Below are 17,484 nucleotides of genomic sequence, written 5' to 3' on the forward strand. Positions count from 1 at the left end.
GCTTCTACTAGGTCAGTTTTCGGCCCAAAACGGCGACAAAGAACCCGTCGGTTCCATGGTCGGCCGGGGTCAGGCGCAAATAGGGATTTTCCGGGGCTCCAGGAAAGGCAACATCCGGCAGCGTTTCGGACCAGATTTCCGAAACCGGATGGGCGTAGAAATCGCCATGTTCCGCCAGAAAGGCATCCACACGGTCCTCGTTTTCCTGTTTCAGGATCGAACAGGTCACATAGATCAGACGCCCGCCCGGCGCGACCAGACGCGCGGCGCTTTCGAGGACGGAAGACTGTTTTTGCATGACTTCCGCCAGCCCGTCCGGCGTCAGCTTCCATTTCTGATCGGGATTGCGGCGCCAGGTGCCGGAGCCGCTGCATGGCGCATCCACCAGCACACGGTCGAAGCCGCCGTCAAAACGCGCGGCCCGCCGCTTCACCCATTTATCGCGTTCGGACGATAGGGGGCGGCGTTCGACCAGGAAGGCCCCTGCCCGCTTCAGGCGCTGCCCCGCGCGTTTCAGCCGCGCTTCGGATACGTCGCAGGCAATGATCCGGCCCGTATTGTTCATTGTCGCCGCGAGCGCCAGGGTCTTGCCCCCCGCCCCGGCGCAGAAATCGACGATCTTCATGCCCGGTTTTGCTTCAACCAGCAGAGCCGCCAATTGCGATCCTTCATCCTGCGGTTCGATCAAGCCGTCCTTGAACACCGCCGTCCCAGACAGCGGTTTGCGTTCGGTCAGACGCAGGCCGATCGGGGAATAGGGTGTCGGCGCGCTGTCGATCCCCGCTTCCGCCAAGGCCGCCCGAACCGTATCGCGGTCCGCCTTCAACGTATTCACGCGCAGGTCGACCGGTGCTTCGGCATCATGCGCGGCCAATTGCCGGGACGTTTCCGCGCCATAGAGCGCAATCAGGTCCTGTTCCAGGAAAACCGGCATATTGCCGCCGATGGAAACCGGCTGGCAGGACAGGTCGAAGCCCTTCTGCGCGGATAGTTCCACGGCGACACGCTTTTCCACCGGCGTCAGCGGCGGCGGATCGAATTTCTCCCCGGAACAGAAGCGTTCCAGGTCGCTCAACGCCGCTTCCCCGGCCAATTGCATCCAGACCAAAAGGCGCGGTCTGGCGGCGGGTTCGTCACCTTTACACCGTGACAACCACCAATCGATCTGTCCGCGACGGCGTAAGCAGCCATAGACCATGGCGGCAATGGCGGATTTATCCTTGGACCCGGCATAGCGGTTGGCCCGCGCCCAATCCGCCAACAATTTATCCGCGGGCGGCGCGTCCGGCCCATCGAGCCGGGACAACAGCGTTATGGCCGCCGACATGCGGGCCCCGGGTGTCATCCGAACCGTACCTTCATAAAAAGGATCGCGCCGCTGAGGATCAGCGTCACGCTATTCGCCACGATCAGCGACGGACTGTTCAGGAAGAGGCCATAAACGAGCCACAGGAACACGCCTGTCGTCATGGTCGAAAACATGATCAGGGAGATATCCGCCGTGGACCGGCTACGCCAGCATTTCAGAACCTGCGGGATAAACGCTGCCGTCGTCAGAATTCCGGCCAGCATTCCGATAAGTTCGATCAATCGCGTATCCTCACCGGTCGATCTGGTAATTCGGCGATTCCTTGGTCACGGTGATGTCGTGAACATGGCTTTCGCGAAGTCCGGCATTGGTGATGCGGCGGAACACCGCGCGCTTCTGCATATCCTCGATGGTGCGGCTGCCGGTATAGCCCATCGCCGCACGCAACCCGCCGACCAATTGGTGCACGACGCCGGAAACCGGGCCTTTGTAAGGAACGCGCCCTTCGACGCCTTCCGGCACGAATTTATGGCTCTCGTTCACTTCCTCCTGGAAGTAGCGATCCGCCGAGCCGCGCGACATCGCGCCCGCCGAGCCCATGCCGCGATAGGATTTATACGACCGGCCCTGATACAGGAAAACCTCACCCGGCGCCTCTTCCGTTCCGGCCAGCAACGACCCGACCATAACGGCATTCGCCCCGGCGGCGATTGCCTTCGCCAAATCACCGGAAAACTTAATGCCGCCGTCGGCGATAGCGGGAATGCCTTTTTCCCGGCAGACCGCAGACGCTTCCAGAATAGCCGTCAGCTGCGGAACGCCGACCCCCGCGACGATCCGCGTCGTGCAGATCGATCCCGGCCCGATACCGATCTTCACCGCATCCGCGCCGTGATCGATCAGGGCACGGGCGCCTTCCGCCGTTGCGATGTTCCCGGCGATGACCTGCGCGTAATTCGACAGTTTCTTGACGCTGCCGACCTGGTCCAACACACCCTGGGAATGGCCATGCGCCGTATCCACGACAATCAGATCGACACCGGCGTCCAGCAGCGCTTCGGCGCGGGCCAGACCGTCCTTGCCCGTTCCCGTCGCGGCGGCGACCCGCAGACGGCCTTGTTCGTCCTTACAGGCGTTGGGGTAATTTTGCGCCTTTTCGATATCCTTCACCGTGATCAGGCCGACGCAGCGATGTTCGGAATCGACAACCAGAAGCTTTTCGATGCGATGCTTGTGCAGCAGGCGCATCGCCTCGTCCCGGCTGACGCCTTCCGGCACGGTGACGAGACCGCGCTTGGTCATCAGTTCCTTGACCGGCGTCTGCATGTCTTCGGCGAAACGGACATCGCGGTTCGTCAGGATGCCGACCAGTCGCTTGGACCGGCGGGACACGACCGGAATGCCGCTGATCCGGTTCCGGCGCATCAGGTCCAGGGCTTCCGCCAGGGTGCGATCCGGGTAAATCGTGATCGGGTTGACGACCATGCCGCTTTCGAAGCGCTTCACCTTGCGCACTTCGTCGGCCTGTTCCTGGATCGTCAGGTTCTTGTGCACCACGCCGATGCCGCCTTGCTGCGCCATGGCGATGGCGAGAGACCCTTCGGTCACCGTGTCCATGGCGGAGGAAATCAGCGGAATGCCCAGTTCGATCGTCTTGGTCAGGCGCGTCGACGTGTTCGTCTGCGCCGGCATGATTTCCGAATGACCGGGCTGGAGGAGAACATCGTCAAAGGTCAGGGCTTCTAGAAACGACATCGGACATGCACTCCTCTTTGATCAACGATGCCGCAATATACGCAAATTCGCCCTTTCTCCAAGCTTCATCAGAAGGCCGGACGCAAAAATTCCATAATTTGTCACTTTCGAAAACAGCAGACCTGCAAATCGATGGTTTTTGAACCGGTTCCTGACGCTCCCCACTGCAATCGGGAGCGGAATCGGGTCAATCCGACCCGGTCACGAATTCAGGGGTGGCCGAAAGCACCTTTCCCAGATGCGCGAAACGCCGTTCGACGGCATCCCCGATCAGGAACGCAAGGTCGGGCGGAATGTTGAGTAGCAATTTCGCCCCATCCCGACGCAAGGTCATGCGATCCAGGATCGGCGATACCCCGCCGGTCAGCGTGTAGGCGAAGCGGATCGCCAAACCGATGGCGCGGGCCTTATCCATATCCTTGTCGTCGATCAGGGAGCGCACCGCGCGCATACCCGCGTGATCGTCCGATACCTGGGCGTGCCGCGACGACACGGCCAGGGCCAGAAACGCCCGTTCCTTATGTTCGATCCCCGTCACCGGCAGGCGCAGCACGCGCATCAAGGCATGTTCGGCGCGATAATCGGGATGTTCCCGCCGCGCGATGTCGGACAGGATGCAGGCGGCCTTGCGCAAACGCCGTTGCGGCAGCTCCTCCCCGTCGAACAATCCGGACATCCAATCGAACAGGTCATCGCCCGTCACGGCGGAATCCGGCTTTTCATGATCCGCATGACGGACGCAGCCGGACAAGAGCGGGTCTATCGCCTTTTCATCAGCCGACAGTTTGTCGAAAAGGCACCCTTCCCGCAGGCCGTTGGCGCAGAACACGACTTCCTTCGGCTGCCCCTTTATCAGGATGCGGTGTAACAGCATCGCGGCATAGGGCAACGTTTCGACGCGGCGTTTGGAAATCCCCGGCACCCGTTGCAGCGCCGTCGGGGACTGATGCGCCACAAGATCGATCAGTTCTAGGGCCTTCGCCGTCGGTATGCGGTAGTTATGGATAATATGCAGCGGATAGCCGGTGTGATCCATATGCATCCGCGCCAAATTGCGCCACGCCCCGCCGACAAGATGGAAGTGGCGCCCCTTCATGGAATCGATCCAGTCGACCCCGGCCAGGGCCGCGTCGAGCGTTTCAACCGCCTTTGTCGGTTTCGCCACCAATTTGGGATCCAGGCGCAATGGCCCAAGCGGCAGGGTCGCCTGACGTCCGGTCTGGCCATGGTCCAATTCGACCAGTTCGACGCTACCGCCGCCCAGATCGCCCATCATGCCGTCCGCGCCAGGCGTACTGGACACGACGCCCAGACCGCTGAGCCGCGCTTCCTCCTCCCCCGTCAGAACACGGATTTCCTGACCGCAGAGCTGACCGGCCCGGCGAATGAATTCCGCCCCGTTTTCCGCATCCCGAGCCGCCGCCGTCGCCAGGATATCGATGCTGGCGACGCCCATTTCGCGCGCTACACGCATAAAACGCGGCAGCGCCTTCAGCGCCATTTCCACGCCTTCTTCATGTAGACGTCCGGTCGCGTCCAATCCGCGTCCCAACCCACAGAGCAGCTTTTCATTGAACAGCGGGACCGGCGCACGATCGGCGGATTCGTAAACGACCAAACGAATGGAATTCGACCCGATGTCGACGACGGCTGCGGAAGGTTTGGGGGAATAGTCGATCCGCAACTCGGGCATGCAGCAGTCCACCTTGAAATGACGCTTCGCCGGAAATTCCTTGATCGGACCCGGCGCGTCAACCGTTGATCGGCTTTAATGATACCGTAGCGTCAGGGCTTTTTTGCCGCAGCCTTCTTGGACGGCGTCTTCGCGTCGGCCTTTGCGCCCTGCTTCGCAATTGCCTTTGTCTGGCGCGCCATTCGGCTGACTTTCTTCAGGGCCTTGCCCCGCCCGGACAGGCTGGGATTGGTCATGAAGAAGACGTGGCAGTTAAACCCATCGCCAACCGGTTCGTTGCGAATATAGTGCGCTTCGGCGTCCATGTGCCATGTCTGCGCCTCGTCGTTCAGGTTCGCATACATGACCTGTTCCAGGATCTGGCGCTTCACCGTCACATTCTGTACCGGCACCATGGTTTCCACACGGCGGTCGAGGTTGCGCGGCATCAAATCGGCGGAACTGATGAACACATCGGCATCAAGCGACGGCAGGCCGTGACCGGCGCCGAAGCAGAATATCCGGCTGTGTTCCAGAAACCGCCCGACGATGCTTTTCACGCGGACATGCTCCGACAGTCCTTCGACACCGGGACGCAGGCAACAAATGCCGCGAATGATCAGATCGATTTCGACCCCGGCCATGGACGCCTCATACAGCGCATCTATAATGTCGCCGTCGACAAGGTTGTTCACCTTGATCCAGACTTGCGCCGGACGCCCCGCCTTCGCATGTTCGATTTCGCCGCGTATGCCGCTCAACACGCGATGCCGCAACGTGATCGGGGCAATGGACAGACACTCCAAGGCCTCCGGCGTCGCATAGCCGGTCATGTAATTGAACACCCGCGCCGCATCCCGGCCCAAACCCGGATCGCAGGTGAAATAGCTGAGATCCGTATAGATCTTCGCCGTGATCGGGTGGTAGTTGCCGGTACCGTAATGAACATAGGTCCGCAGGCCCGTGCCTTCGCGGCGGACCACCATGGATACCTTCGCATGGGTCTTCAGGTCGACGAAGCCGTAGACGACTTGAACCCCGGCACGTTCCAAGTCGCGCGCCCAGCGGATATTCGCCGCTTCGTCGAACCGCGCTTTCAGCTCGACGAGGGCCGTGACGGACTTACCCGCTTCCGCCGCCTCGCTCAACGCCGCAATGATCGGGGAATCCTTGGAGGTGCGATACAGTGTCTGTTTGATCGCGATTACCGCCGGATCCTGCGCGGCCTGACGCAGGAACTGGACGACGACATCGAAACTTTCATACGGGTGATGGACGATGATGTCCTTCGCCCGGATCGCCGCGAAACAATCGCCGCCGAAATCGCGGATACGCTCGGGGAAGCGGATGTTGAACGCGTCGAACAGCAGGTCCTGGCGGTCCGATACGATCATCTGACTGACATCGGACATGCCCAGGATACCATCCAGCGGGAAGACGTCCTCGCTATCCGCATCGCTTTGATCCACGACGAAATCGCGCAGGTCTTCCGGCATGCTGCCGCCCAGGGTCAAACGGATGACATGCCCGCGGCGGCGCCGGCGCAACATGCTTTCAAAGGTCCGGACAAGATCTTCGGCTTCTTCGTCGATTTCGACGTCGCTGTCGCGAATGACGCGGAACATGCCCTGCCCCGTCACCGTGAATCCCGGGAACATGCGGTCCAGATAGATGCGGATGGCGTCTTCCAGCAGGATGAAGCGGATTTTCGGGCCGGGCAGACGGATGAAGCGGTCCAAATTGCTGGGGATCGGCAACAACCCGTTCATGTTCCGGTCGTCCGACGGCCGCGTCATTTCAACGGCCAGCACCAACCCCTTGTTCGGGATGAAGGGGAACGGGTGCGCGGGATCGACGGCCAGGGGCGTCAGGGCCGGGAAAATCTGTTCCAGGAACCAGCCGTCCAGCCAGCTTTTTTCCCGCGTCGTCAATTCGTCCGCTGTGGCGAGCACGACACCGGCCGCGCGCAATTCGACCTGAAGCTCTTCCCAAATCTTCTGCTGGCGGCGCATCAGGGCGCCCGCCTCTTCCGAAATGAGCTGCAACTGTTGGGCCGGGGTGTGACCGTCCTGGCTGGGCGACGCGATGCCGGCATGAACCTGCCCCTTCAAACCCGCCACGCGCACCATGTAGAATTCGTCCAGGTTGCTGGCCGAAATGGACAGGAAACGCAGGCGTTCAAGCAGCGGATGATGCGGGTTGCTCGCTTCCTCCAACACGCGGGTGTTGAAGGACAGCCACGAAATTTCACGGTTGATGAAGCGGTACGATCCCCACTCAGCGGGTTTCTTGGGCGTATCGTCGACAACCTCCGCCGGAAGAGTTTCCGCCTGTTGCGCCTGATCGTCCATCGCCATCGTGATTACCCTCTTTCGCTATCGACCGTCCTGCAGGGTGCGTCGGTCGGAATCAGCATACCCTTGCGAGATACCCAAAGGCTATGTCCAAGTCACGGTCAATATTGTTACAAATCCGTTGCAATCGTGCGGATTTCAACGATATGAGCGCATCTCTATTGAGCGCCTTCCATCCTCCATGCTATGGCGCCTCGACTGAGGACCGGGAGGAAACCCATGCCGACGCTCTTTCTTCTGCGCCATGCGAAATCCAGTTGGGCCGATGAGAGCCAACGTGATTTCGATCGCCCCCTGGCCAATCGGGGACTGAAGGCCGCGCCGCGCATCGGTGCCTATATGCGGGACAACCGCCTGCGGCCCAATTTCATCCTGTGTTCCACAAGCCGCCGCACGCGGGAGACCTTGGGCCTCATTCTGCCGTTCCTGGAAGGCGAGTCCCGCATCCTGATGGAAGACGGCATTTACGACATGACGGCGGCAAGCGATCTGTTGGACCGCTTACGCCACCTACCGAAAACGGCGTCGCGGGTTCTGGTCATCGGCCACAATCCAATTCTTCACGATACGGCCCTCGCCCTTGTCGAGTCCGCCATGGACCCTATCCAGGGCGCGATGTTGGAAGAAAAGTTTCCGACCGGCGCCCTGGCGGCGATCGACATGAAGGATACGCCCTGGCCTGCCCTGGCGCCGCATACGGGTGTGTTGAACGATTACGTCATCCCGCGTGAACTGGATCGGGACGAAACCTGACGGAAGAGCGCGTCGCGGATTATCGCCAATAGACCGGCAGGGCGGCGAAGCCGATCCAGGCATCCTGCAAATCCATCAGACCGCTTTCGATCTTTGCATTGTTATGTGCCGTAATGAAGGCCCGGACTGATTTCGGGACCGGCATATCGGGCGCTTCCATCGCGTCGATCATGTCTGCATGCACGACCGCGTCGTTCAACCCGCCCAGACAATCCTGCAAGCGCTTGGTCGCGGACAGCCATTCCTTCGCCGATTCCTGATCGTATATTGAATCAAAAAATTCAATGGCATACCGAAGTTTCTTAATGTCTATCCGCAACATATGCAGATAGGTTTCCGCCAATTGCGCCGGGCTTTCCCCCGCCGCCTCCAACACTGTGTCATACCGTTCCTGCAAAAGGCGGGTGGCAACGTCACGGGTCGTCAAACCACGGACCGATTCCGGCTCCGGCAGATAGGGCATGCGGATCAACCGGATCTGCAAACGTCCATAGCGCGCGCCCCGCACGATCTTATGCGCCCGCCGATAGGCCAGATGCCGCGCCCGCTCCGCGCGGTGCAAGAACTTCTCGAAGGCCGACGGAGCGCCTTTCTTCGTCACAAGCGGTTCCAAGGTCTCGGTAATGAAAACGTCCCAATCCCGCGCAGGGCCGAGAGCGTTTTGCACCCAGCGAAGTTCCTTCCCCGCCGGTTTGCGGATGTCGTCGGGCACCACACCCGAAAATGCGGAAAGTGCGGCCCTCAAACGGCGCACGGCGACACGCGCCTGATGCACACCTTCGATATCGGTACCGTCCAATACCGCCGCCTCATTCCCGAAAAGCTGCGCGGAGCCTTCCTCCACAATCCGTGCAAAGGACGTCCAAGCGTCCGCGTCCGGGTTCAGAACCGGCGGCTTCGCCTTGCGCGGTTTCGGCGTCACGCCTTCGAATAGGCCGTAGCCGCGGACGGCCTTGCTTTCCTCGGACACGCGCAGGCGATAGCGCTGCGCCAACTCACAGGCAAAGTTCAACAGGCCGAGGGACGGGCCGCCCTTCAACTCCAATTCGACCTCACACACATCGACGGAATTGCCGTTGCTGATAATCTTGCCGAGGTCGAGCGCGACCTCGATCGTGCTGCCGTCATGATCGATCAGCCAGATCGTGCGCCGTATATCGGTGGTGAAAACGGGCTGCAGCTTTTTACGGCCGATAATCCCGGCGATTTCGGACCGTGCTTCCGTATCGGCAATCAGCGACAAATCAGGGGTGTCGCCGGTAATCGGCGCGTTGTGTTCCAACCGGCGCAACAGCCCCGCCCCGCCCAGGCTGGCCTTTACCGTTTGTATGCGTTGCGCGCCTTCCTGGCGGATACGCAGGGCCACGCGTTTCTTGCGCAAGACCAGGGCCTTGGTATCGAAATACACGGCCAACAACTGTTTCGATCGTGCCCGTCCGCGTTTGCATGCATGAAGGACCGGTTCGCGCCGGAAACGGACGACGTCTTCGGGCCGGATCGTCAGCTTCAGTTCAATTTCTTTTTCCGCCATGCGGGAAATCTATACGGGTGTTCCTTCGGATCAAACATATAGTTTTCCGTCACATTTTATTCACATATTTGAAATATTTCACTCCTATAGCGTGCCGGGGAAGCTGCCGCCGTCTACCAAAAGGTTTTGTCCGTTGATGAAACCGGACTTGTCCCCGCACAGGAAGGCGCAGGCTTGACCGAATTCATCGGGATCGCCGACTCGACCGGCGGGATTGGTCTCTGCCATCCGTGCCATCGCATCATCCATTGTAATGCCGTCCTTTTCGGCCCGTGCCGCGATGGTGTTGCGCAGACGGTCCGTGTCGAACGGACCGGGCAACAGGCCGTTGATCGTGACATTGTGCCGGACGGTTTCGCGCGCGATACCGGCAACGAAGCCCGTCAAACCGGCGCGAGCGCCATTGGACAGGCCCAAAACGGCAATCGGCGCCTTCACGGCCGAAGACGTGATATTCACGATGCGTCCGAAGCGGCGTTCCATCATCCCGTCGACAACCGCCTTGATCAGGAAAATGCCGGTCAGCATGTTGGCGTCCAGGGCCTTGATCCAGTCGTCGCGGTCCCAATCGCGGAAATCACCGGGCGGTGGTCCCCCGGCGTTGTTCACCAGGATATCCGGCGATGGGCAGGCTTCCAGCAGCGCAGCACGACCCTCTTCCGTCGTCACGTCGGCCGCGACAGGGGTCACGGAAACACCGGTGGCCGCTTGGATTTCATCCGCTGTGCGGGAGAGTGTGTCGGCAGACCGTGCATTGATCACCAGATCGACCCCTTCATGGGCCAACGCCATGGCGCACGCGCGCCCCAATCCTTTCGACGACGCACAGACAATCGCCTTACGACCTTTAAGCCCCAAATCCATCGGTAGTCCCTTTCAATCCGTTCTTATTCTTCGTCATATCCCAGTTGCGCCAGAACACGGCGGGCCAGCGGCACGGTCAGCGCGCGTCTTTCCGCGAGGCTCAACCGGTCCATCGCCGAAACGACGGCGGAAACCGCCGCGAAGGTACGCGGCATGCGTTCGGTCAGATACCTTAGGACATCCGGCCCCGGCGCCAAGCGGCGGTCATCGAATTGTTTCAAAAGAACCGCCTGCAGAACCGCGTCGTCCGGCGCCCCCAATTCCAACAAGGGCGCGGCGGCCAGTCTTGACCGCATATCCGGCGTACCGAAGGTCCATCGCGCAGGCGGTTCCCGAACGGCGACCAAAAGATGCCCGCCGCGTTCTCGCACCATGTTGATAAGGTGGAACAGGGTGTCCGGTTCGTGCACGCCGTCCGCGGCATCCACCGCCACGGCCACCGCACCTCCGATCGCCGTTTCAAGCCCGTTTACAGTCAAGTCCGCGCCGACCAGAAACACCGCCTGCGAAACGTCGCTCCACACCGCCAACAGATGAGACTTCCCACTTCCCTCCGGCCCGCACAGCACGGCGACCGGCCCCGGCCAATCGGGAAAGCGGTCGATCCAGGCCACCGCCGCCGCATTGCAAGGGGCAACAAGAAAATCCTCCCGCCCCGATGCCGGTCTGAAACCAAGATCGAGGGGTAATTGCATCGGCTTTTCGGTCATGGCCGGACAAGGGCCCATTCGTCGCGGCGCAGACCCGGCAACGTCGCCGCCCCCGGCGGTGTCAGTTGGAGGGCCGACCGGGCAAAGGCTTGCTGTAAGCGAGCGGTATTGCCGACGAAGTCGATTTCGACCACGGCATGGTTGGTCGCCAATTCGGACAAGCGCCAGGATTTCACCGGCGCGAGACCATTCAGGACTTGCCGTACCGACAGCCAATCCGTCAGACCGGACACAAGCCCGACCCGCGCGGTCAAGGTTTCGGCGGATTCGTCGAACCGCAAAATGTTCGCGCGTTTCCAACGGGTATCCAGGGCATCGCGGACGATTGCCGCCGCTGCCACCAACGGGGCCGCATCTTCCCCTTGAGCATCGACATATTTCGCCGATTCCGAGGTCAGCGTCGACGGGTGGATCGTGACCAATTCCGGGGCGGACGGCCACCCTGCCCCAAAGGTCGACACCTCCACCAGCATGCCGCCATCCGGCGTCTTGGTCGCGACCGGCACGATCACGGCACCGGCCTGATACCGTGCGGCAATCGCGTTGATCGCGGCGGCATCGATATTCAGCGCCCGACGCACGTCGATTGCCGCGATATCGGCAAGGTCGCCCAGCGGTACCGTATAGGGCACGATCGGGGACGGCGTATCCAAGCGCCACCACGCGTCCAACCAGGGATTGGCATCGCTCCACAGCAGGTCGCCGGTCTCGTTGCGATAGATCGGCAGGATGACCGCCTTGGGGCTCGGACCGGCCAGATAGGCCTTTCCGGCCCGTTGAAGGAAGCGATTCACCTCCTCAGGATGGAATCGGATGGTCATTTCCGCCAGATATCGACCGCCGCCGAATTTCTCGTTCTGGAAGGACAGGTCCCGAATCATGAATTCCAGGCGTTCGCCGTCAGGCAGATCAAGCTGTTGCGGATCCTGATGCAGGGCGGCCCCGGGCGAATATTCCGGTTCCACCGTCAATCGATCGATGACGATCTGCAAGGCGCGGGTCTTCGCGTTGGCGATACCGATCTGCTTTGCTTCCACCTCGTTCGCGGCGCGTTCGTCGACCGGCAGCCCGGTTACGGCATAGAGATCCTGCGCGCGCACGGGCGACGCGGCGGCCCCGGCGGCGAGCAACAGGCCCGCAAGCGCCACAAAAAGACCGGACTTTCCGAAAATTCCCGATATGCTGGGCCGCTCGGCCATTGCAAAAGGCTCCTGTTTGGATAATGTCCCGCTCGTTATAGAGCAAATGCCCAGCGGGCGAAAACGCCTGCGACGACGGTTTGCCACAAATGTCATTTGGGCCCGCGCGCGGCAAACGCAAGAGACGCGATTGCACACCGGTCCGCGAATATGCCGCCGAGATAGGAGGGCGCCATACCAAACGAACCCAAAAAGAACGGCCTGACCTATGCCGATTCCGGGGTCGACATCGATGCCGGAAATCGGCTCGTCGACCGGATCAAACCGCTCGCCAAAGCCACGGCCCGCGCCGGTTCCGATGCCGGATTGGGCGGATTCGGCGCATTCTTCGACCTGAAGGGCGCCGGTTTCAAGGATCCCCTGCTGGTGTCCGGCACGGACGGGGTTGGCACGAAGCTGAAAATCGCCATCGATTCCGACATTCACCACACGGTCGGAATCGATCTGGTCGCGATGTGCGTGAACGACTTGGTCGTCCAGGGGGCGCAGCCGCTGTTTTTCCTCGACTATTTCGCCTGCGGCTGTCTGTCGGTCGATGTGGCGGAACAGGTCGTCAAGGGTATTGCCGACGGCTGCATCCAGGCGGATTGCGCCCTGGTCGGCGGCGAAACGGCGGAAATGCCGGGCATGTACGGCGACGGCGACTATGACCTCGCCGGGTTCGCGGTCGGCGCGGTCGAACGCGACGCCGTGTTGAGCGCGGATAAGGTCGCGGAAGGCGACGTCCTGGTCGGCATGTCGTCCAGCGGCGTCCATTCCAACGGGTTCAGCCTGGTTCGGCGCGTCCTGTCGCTCGAGGGTCTGGGCTTCGACGCCCCCTGCCCCTGGGAAGACGGTAAAACGGTCGGCGAGGCCCTGCTTGTCCCGACCAAGATTTATGTACAATCCGCCCTGGCGGCAATCGCAGCGGGCGGCGTTCATGGCATTTGCCACATTACCGGCGGCGGTTTCTACGAAAACCTGCCGCGTATCCTGCCCGATACGCTGGGGTGCCGAATCGATGGCGCAAGTTGGCCGAAGCTGCCGGTCTTCACGTGGTTGGCCGACGCGGGCGGGATTACGCCGCATGAAATGCTGCGCACCTTCAACTGCGGTGTCGGCATGGTAATGGCCGTCGCCCCGGACAGCGTTGAAGCGGTGTGCAAGGCGTTGAGCGATGCCGGTGAGACCGTCACCGTGATCGGCGAGATAGAATCGCGCGATACGCTGGGCCGTCCGGTTCTCGTGGACGGAATCGACTGATCCGATGGCGCAGGAGTCCGGCCGTACCAAGGTCGCCGTCCTGGCATCCGGCGGCGGCACGAATCTTCAAGCCCTGATCGACGCGGCGGCGGCACCGGATTTTCCGGCGGAAATCTGTCTTGTCCTGACGAATTCCCCCGGTGCCTATTGCCTGGAACGGGCACGGCAGGCCGGTATTCCGGGCCGCGTGATCGATCACCGCGACTATCCTGACCGCGAAAGCTTCGAACGCGAAATCGACTTGGTGCTGCGGGAATACGGAACGGAGATCATCTGTCTTGCGGGGTTCTTGCGTATCCTGACCAGCAGCTTCGTTTCGTTGTGGCTGGATCGCATGTTGAACATCCATCCGTCGCTGCTGCCGCATTTCAAGGGGTTGCATACCCATCGCCGCGCCCTGGAGGCGGGCCACGATACGCATGGATGTTCCGTGCATCTGGTGCGCCCGGAACTGGACGACGGCCCGTTGATCGTACAGGCGGAAGTCCCCGTCCTACCTGACGATACGGAAGACAGCCTGGGGCAACGCGTGCTGACCCGCGAACATGTCATCTACCCGCTGGCCCTGTCGCTCCTGGCAAGCGGTCGAATTGACGTCGCCGGGGATGAAACCAGGATCGACGGCGCGCCGGGGCCGCTGCTTCTGCATTGGGACGACAAATAGGCCCACCGGAACACTTGAGCCTGACGCTGGGTTCTGTATAAACGCTGTTGGACCATGACTGCGGCACTCTGGAAACCGAGATGGGAACCGGGGGCCGCGCAAACGCGGATGGGGAAGGATCAACATGCACTCCGAACCGGATATGGAATTCACCAAGGCATCGCCGCAGTTCACCCAGACGTGGGGCGGCGTGAAACGTCTGATCACGATCGGCGCGATCGGTGTTATCATCGTGCTGGGCCTGATGGCGCTGACGCTGACGCCGTAACGGCTCGCTTCTTCTGAACAAACAAAAAGGGCGCCGAGATTTCTCGGCGCCCTTTTTCTATTCAGATCGCGAAGGATCAGCCGACGATTTCGGCACCCGCGAAGAAATAGGCGATTTCGATCGCCGCATTTTCCGGCGAGTCGGAACCGTGGGCGGAATTCGCTTCCACGGATTCGCCGAACAGCTTGCGGATCGTGCCGTCTTCGGCGTTGGCCGGGTTGGTCGCGCCCATGACTTCACGGTTCTTCAGGACGGCGCCTTCGCCTTCCAGAACCTGCACGACGACCGGGCCGGAGGTCATGAATTTGACCAGATCCGGGAAGAACGCGCGTTCCTTGTGCACACCATAGAAGGTTTCGGCCTGTTCCTGGGTCATGCGGATGCGCTTCTGGGCAATGATGCGCAGGCCGGCATCTTCCAGCATCGCATTGATTTTGCCGGTCAGGTTGCGGCGCGTCGCGTCCGGTTTAATGATCGAAAAAGTACGTTCCAGAGCCATGGTTGTCTCTTCTCGTTTCGTTAGTGAGGGCGTCCCGGGCGACTGCCGCAAGGAATGCCGGTGAATTCGGGCCTTTTCGCTTCTGCGAAGGGCGCGGCGCCTTATAGACGGCGCGGCGGCGGGCTTCAAGTCCCGGCTTCGTCCACCGGGATCGGTTTCCCGGATTTCCACCGCCCCCCGGTCATGCTATTCGCTGGCCACCATGTTGAAGATCGAAAATATCACCTATCGCGTCGGTGGGCGCGTTCTGTTCGACGGTGCCTCGGCTCAGGTTCCGGATGGGCACCGCGTCGGCCTCGTCGGCCCTAACGGAACCGGCAAAACAACTCTGCTGCGCCTGATTTCCGGGGAAATGTCCCCGGATGCGGGATCGATCGACCATGGACCACGCGAATTCGTCGGCACGGTCGCGCAGGAAGAACCCGACGGTACCTTGTCGCCCCTGGAAACTGTGTTGGCATCCGACCCGGAACTGGCGGAACTGCGCGCCGCGGCGGAACAAGGGGCGGCGGAACAGGGGGCGGCGGAACAAGGCAACGACCATCCCGATATCGGTGAAATCCATGCAAGGCTACTCGACCTCGACGGCCATCGGGCGGAAGCGCGGGCCGCGCGGATCTTGAACGGTCTGGGATTCGACGAAGAAACGATCCACCGCCCGCTTTCCAGTTTTTCCGGTGGGTGGCGGATGCGCGTCGCCCTGGCAGGCGCGTTGTTCCGGGAGCCGGACATCCTGCTGCTGGACGAACCGACCAACCATTTGGACCTGGAAGCGTCCATGTGGCTGGAAACCTATCTGTCGCGCTATCCGCGCACCTTGATCATCGTCAGCCATGATCGCGGTTTCCTGAACCGTATCCCGACCGCGATCCTGCATTTAGACGGTGGGCGATTGACCCTCTATACCGGCGGCTACGACCGGTTCGAGCGCGCGCGCGCGGAAAAGCAGGCGCGCCAGACCGCCCTTTACGCGAAACAGCAGGAACAGCGTCGCCATATCCAGTCCTTCGTCGACCGATTCCGCTATAAGGCGTCGAAAGCGCGTCAGGCCCAATCGCGTCTGAAAATGCTGGAAAAGATGGAACCGATCGCCAGCGTCACCGACGCCCATACGGTGCGGTTCGACCTGCCCAAGCCGGATATCCTGCCGCCGCCGATCATCACACTGGAAGACGTCGCCGTCGGCTACGACCCGGAAAAGCCGATCTTGAAGCGGCTGAACCTGCGTGTCGACATGGACGACCGCATCGCGCTGCTGGGGGCCAACGGTAACGGTAAAACGACACTGCTGAAGCTTCTGTCTGACCGGTTGAAACCGATCTCCGGCAAGCTGCGCCGGTCGGGTAAGCTGGAAGTCGGTTATTTCGCCCAGAACCAGATGGAAGAGCTGACCGGCACGCGCACCCCGGTGGAGGAGTTACAGGCCCTCGAACCCATGGCGGTGGAAGAAAAGCTGCGGTCCCATCTTGGCCGCTTCGGATTCCCGCAGGGCAAGGCGGATACGAAGATCGCCAGCCTTTCGGGCGGGGAAAAAGCGCGATTGGCCTTGGCCGTCATCTGCCGCCGCAGCCCGCAATTGCTACTGCTCGACGAACCGACCAACCATCTGGACATCGATGCACGCCAGGCCCTGATTCAGGCGCTCGCCGCCTATGAAGGCGCGGTCATCCTGGTCAGCCACGACATGCACCTGATCGAAACCTCCGTCGACCGCCTGCTGCTGGTCGAGGGCGGTACGATGACCCGGTTCGACGGCGATATGGCGGATTACCGGCGTCACCTATTGGAACAACGCCGCCTGCGCGACGAGAAGCCGGGAAACGGTGCCCCGCGTGCCGACGCGCAAGAAGACAAGAAAGCCGACCGCCGTACCCGCGCCGACGCCCGCGCCAAACTCGCCCCGCTCCGCAAGGCGGCGGCGGGTTTGGAAGAACAGTTGGAAAAGCTGACGGCGGAACGCGCCAGGATCGATGTGAAATTGGCCGACCCGGCGCTTTACAACGGTGACGGCAAGACCCTCGCCGACCTCACCAAATCCGCGTCAGACCTCGACCGCGCCATCGCAAAAACAGAAGATGCGTGGCTACAAGCCCAGGAAACTTTGGAACGCGCGGAGCAAGTTTAACCGATCAATACCGCCCCAATTGAAGATAGCCTTCCGACAGGACGTCGTAATGGTCGTCATCGAGATAGCGCACGGCTTCGATCCGGACGGAATAGAGGTTTCCCTCGCCGCCCGAACAGGGCGCTAGATATCCCGCTTCGCCGATATCGTCCCGGTTTTCGGCTTCCAACCAAACGCCATCCGGCATATCGGTCGTGCCGCCCGGCACCGCTGGCAGGTCGACACGCCCATCCTTGGGCGCAACCTCGAAGCCGACAATGCCGTGACCGCCACCGGTCGAAAGCGGCTCGTAATCTTCATCATTGAAGAAAAGCAAAATAGCGTTTGTCCCGTCGGGTAAGCCGGACAAGCGTAGCGGCGGGGTCGCACCCGCCCCGTCGAATTCCTGGCACTGTTGCCCATCGGGAATGTGCTTCCCGTCCCAAGCCGAGTCCAAGAATTCAGCGGTCAGGTTAGCGGCAAACACTGCTCCTGCAATCAGTCCACTGATTAAGGATGCCGAGATAGTGCCTGCGACCCGTCGGATGATCATAGCGTCC

16 protein-coding genes are annotated in these 17,484 nt (G+C 61.3%); 5 read left to right on the forward strand and 11 right to left on the reverse strand.

Annotated features, from left to right (window positions below; translation table 11 throughout):
• Positions 1-7: 7 nt before the first annotated feature.
• From HH303_RS16630 to HH303_RS16650, 5 genes are all read right to left on the reverse strand, one after another.
• Positions 8-1,345 carry an RsmB/NOP family class I SAM-dependent RNA methyltransferase gene (locus tag HH303_RS16630; RefSeq protein WP_169626509.1) on the reverse strand — a complete coding sequence of 446 codons (1,338 nt, stop codon included), beginning with the start codon at positions 1,343-1,345 and terminating at the stop codon, positions 8-10.
• The gene (locus HH303_RS16635; protein ID WP_227421884.1) at positions 1,342-1,590 is read right to left on the reverse strand and encodes a SemiSWEET transporter; all 249 of its coding nucleotides are present in this window, start codon (positions 1,588-1,590) and stop codon (positions 1,342-1,344) included. The genes HH303_RS16630 and HH303_RS16635 overlap by 4 nt, the downstream gene beginning before the upstream one ends.
• 10 nt (positions 1,591-1,600) lie before the next feature.
• Positions 1,601-3,064: an IMP dehydrogenase gene (guaB, locus tag HH303_RS16640; RefSeq protein WP_169626510.1), complete on the reverse strand. Its 1,464-nt coding sequence runs from the start codon at positions 3,062-3,064 to the stop codon at positions 1,601-1,603.
• 187 nt (positions 3,065-3,251) lie between these two features.
• Positions 3,252-4,757 carry a Ppx/GppA family phosphatase gene (locus HH303_RS16645; RefSeq protein WP_169626511.1) on the reverse strand — a complete coding sequence of 502 codons (1,506 nt, stop codon included), beginning with the start codon at positions 4,755-4,757 and terminating at the stop codon, positions 3,252-3,254.
• 92 nt (positions 4,758-4,849) lie between these two features.
• Positions 4,850-7,093, reverse strand: a complete 2,244-nt coding sequence (locus HH303_RS16650; protein ID WP_227421885.1) for an RNA degradosome polyphosphate kinase — start codon at positions 7,091-7,093, stop codon at positions 4,850-4,852.
• 216 nt (positions 7,094-7,309) lie between these two features.
• Here HH303_RS16650 and HH303_RS16655 point away from each other — a divergent pair, with 216 nt between their 5' ends.
• Positions 7,310-7,843: a SixA phosphatase family protein gene (locus HH303_RS16655; RefSeq protein WP_169626512.1), complete on the forward strand. Its 534-nt coding sequence runs from the start codon at positions 7,310-7,312 to the stop codon at positions 7,841-7,843.
• A 19-nt stretch (positions 7,844-7,862) separates the two neighbouring features.
• On the opposite strand, the gene HH303_RS16660 is transcribed toward HH303_RS16655, so the two are convergent.
• From HH303_RS16660 to HH303_RS16675, 4 genes are all read right to left on the reverse strand, one after another.
• Positions 7,863-9,374 carry a CYTH and CHAD domain-containing protein gene (locus HH303_RS16660; RefSeq protein WP_169626513.1) on the reverse strand — a complete coding sequence of 504 codons (1,512 nt, stop codon included), beginning with the start codon at positions 9,372-9,374 and terminating at the stop codon, positions 7,863-7,865.
• 84 nt (positions 9,375-9,458) lie between these two features.
• Entirely contained in the window at positions 9,459-10,238 is a 780-nt protein-coding gene (locus HH303_RS16665) for an SDR family oxidoreductase (protein ID WP_169626514.1), read from the reverse strand.
• Positions 10,239-10,261: 23 nt separating this feature from the next.
• Complete coding sequence (locus HH303_RS16670) at positions 10,262-10,933, reverse strand: HdaA/DnaA family protein (protein WP_227421886.1); 672 nt, start codon at positions 10,931-10,933, stop codon at positions 10,262-10,264.
• A gap of 11 nt (positions 10,934-10,944) precedes the next feature.
• Complete coding sequence (locus HH303_RS16675) at positions 10,945-12,147, reverse strand: DUF2066 domain-containing protein (protein ID WP_169626516.1); 1,203 nt, start codon at positions 12,145-12,147, stop codon at positions 10,945-10,947.
• 201 nt (positions 12,148-12,348) lie between these two features.
• On the opposite strand from HH303_RS16675, the gene purM reads away from it, so the two are divergent.
• The 3 genes from purM to HH303_RS16690 all read left to right on the forward strand — a co-directional run bounded on the left by purM (position 12,349) and on the right by HH303_RS16690 (position 14,321).
• On the forward strand, positions 12,349-13,389 hold the full coding sequence (gene purM, locus HH303_RS16680) for a phosphoribosylformylglycinamidine cyclo-ligase (RefSeq protein WP_169626823.1): 1,041 nt from the start codon (positions 12,349-12,351) through the stop codon (positions 13,387-13,389).
• Between the two features lie 4 nt (positions 13,390-13,393).
• Positions 13,394-14,053, forward strand: coding sequence for a phosphoribosylglycinamide formyltransferase (purN, locus tag HH303_RS16685; protein WP_169626517.1), 660 nt, complete (start codon positions 13,394-13,396; stop codon positions 14,051-14,053).
• 124 nt (positions 14,054-14,177) lie between these two features.
• Complete coding sequence (locus tag HH303_RS16690) at positions 14,178-14,321, forward strand: hypothetical protein (RefSeq protein ID WP_169626518.1); 144 nt, start codon at positions 14,178-14,180, stop codon at positions 14,319-14,321.
• Between the two features lie 76 nt (positions 14,322-14,397).
• Here the strand turns inward: HH303_RS16690 and ndk are convergent, their stop codons facing one another.
• On the reverse strand, positions 14,398-14,820 hold the full coding sequence (gene ndk / locus HH303_RS16695) for a nucleoside-diphosphate kinase (protein ID WP_169626519.1): 423 nt from the start codon (positions 14,818-14,820) through the stop codon (positions 14,398-14,400).
• A 202-nt stretch (positions 14,821-15,022) separates the two neighbouring features.
• Between ndk and HH303_RS16700 the strand changes: the two genes are divergently transcribed.
• Positions 15,023-16,945 carry an ABC-F family ATP-binding cassette domain-containing protein gene (locus HH303_RS16700; protein WP_169626520.1) on the forward strand — a complete coding sequence of 641 codons (1,923 nt, stop codon included), beginning with the start codon at positions 15,023-15,025 and terminating at the stop codon, positions 16,943-16,945.
• A gap of 4 nt (positions 16,946-16,949) precedes the next feature.
• Here HH303_RS16700 and HH303_RS16705 read toward each other — a convergent pair whose 3' ends face one another.
• Positions 16,950-17,411, reverse strand: coding sequence for a YbhB/YbcL family Raf kinase inhibitor-like protein (locus HH303_RS16705; RefSeq protein ID WP_169626521.1), 462 nt, complete (start codon positions 17,409-17,411; stop codon positions 16,950-16,952).
• Positions 17,412-17,484: the final 73 nt, after the last annotated feature.

It is taken from the genome of Pacificispira spongiicola, assembly GCF_012926505.1.
In the GTDB taxonomy this organism is placed as follows: domain Bacteria; phylum Pseudomonadota; class Alphaproteobacteria; order UBA8366; family Aestuariispiraceae; genus Pacificispira; species Pacificispira spongiicola.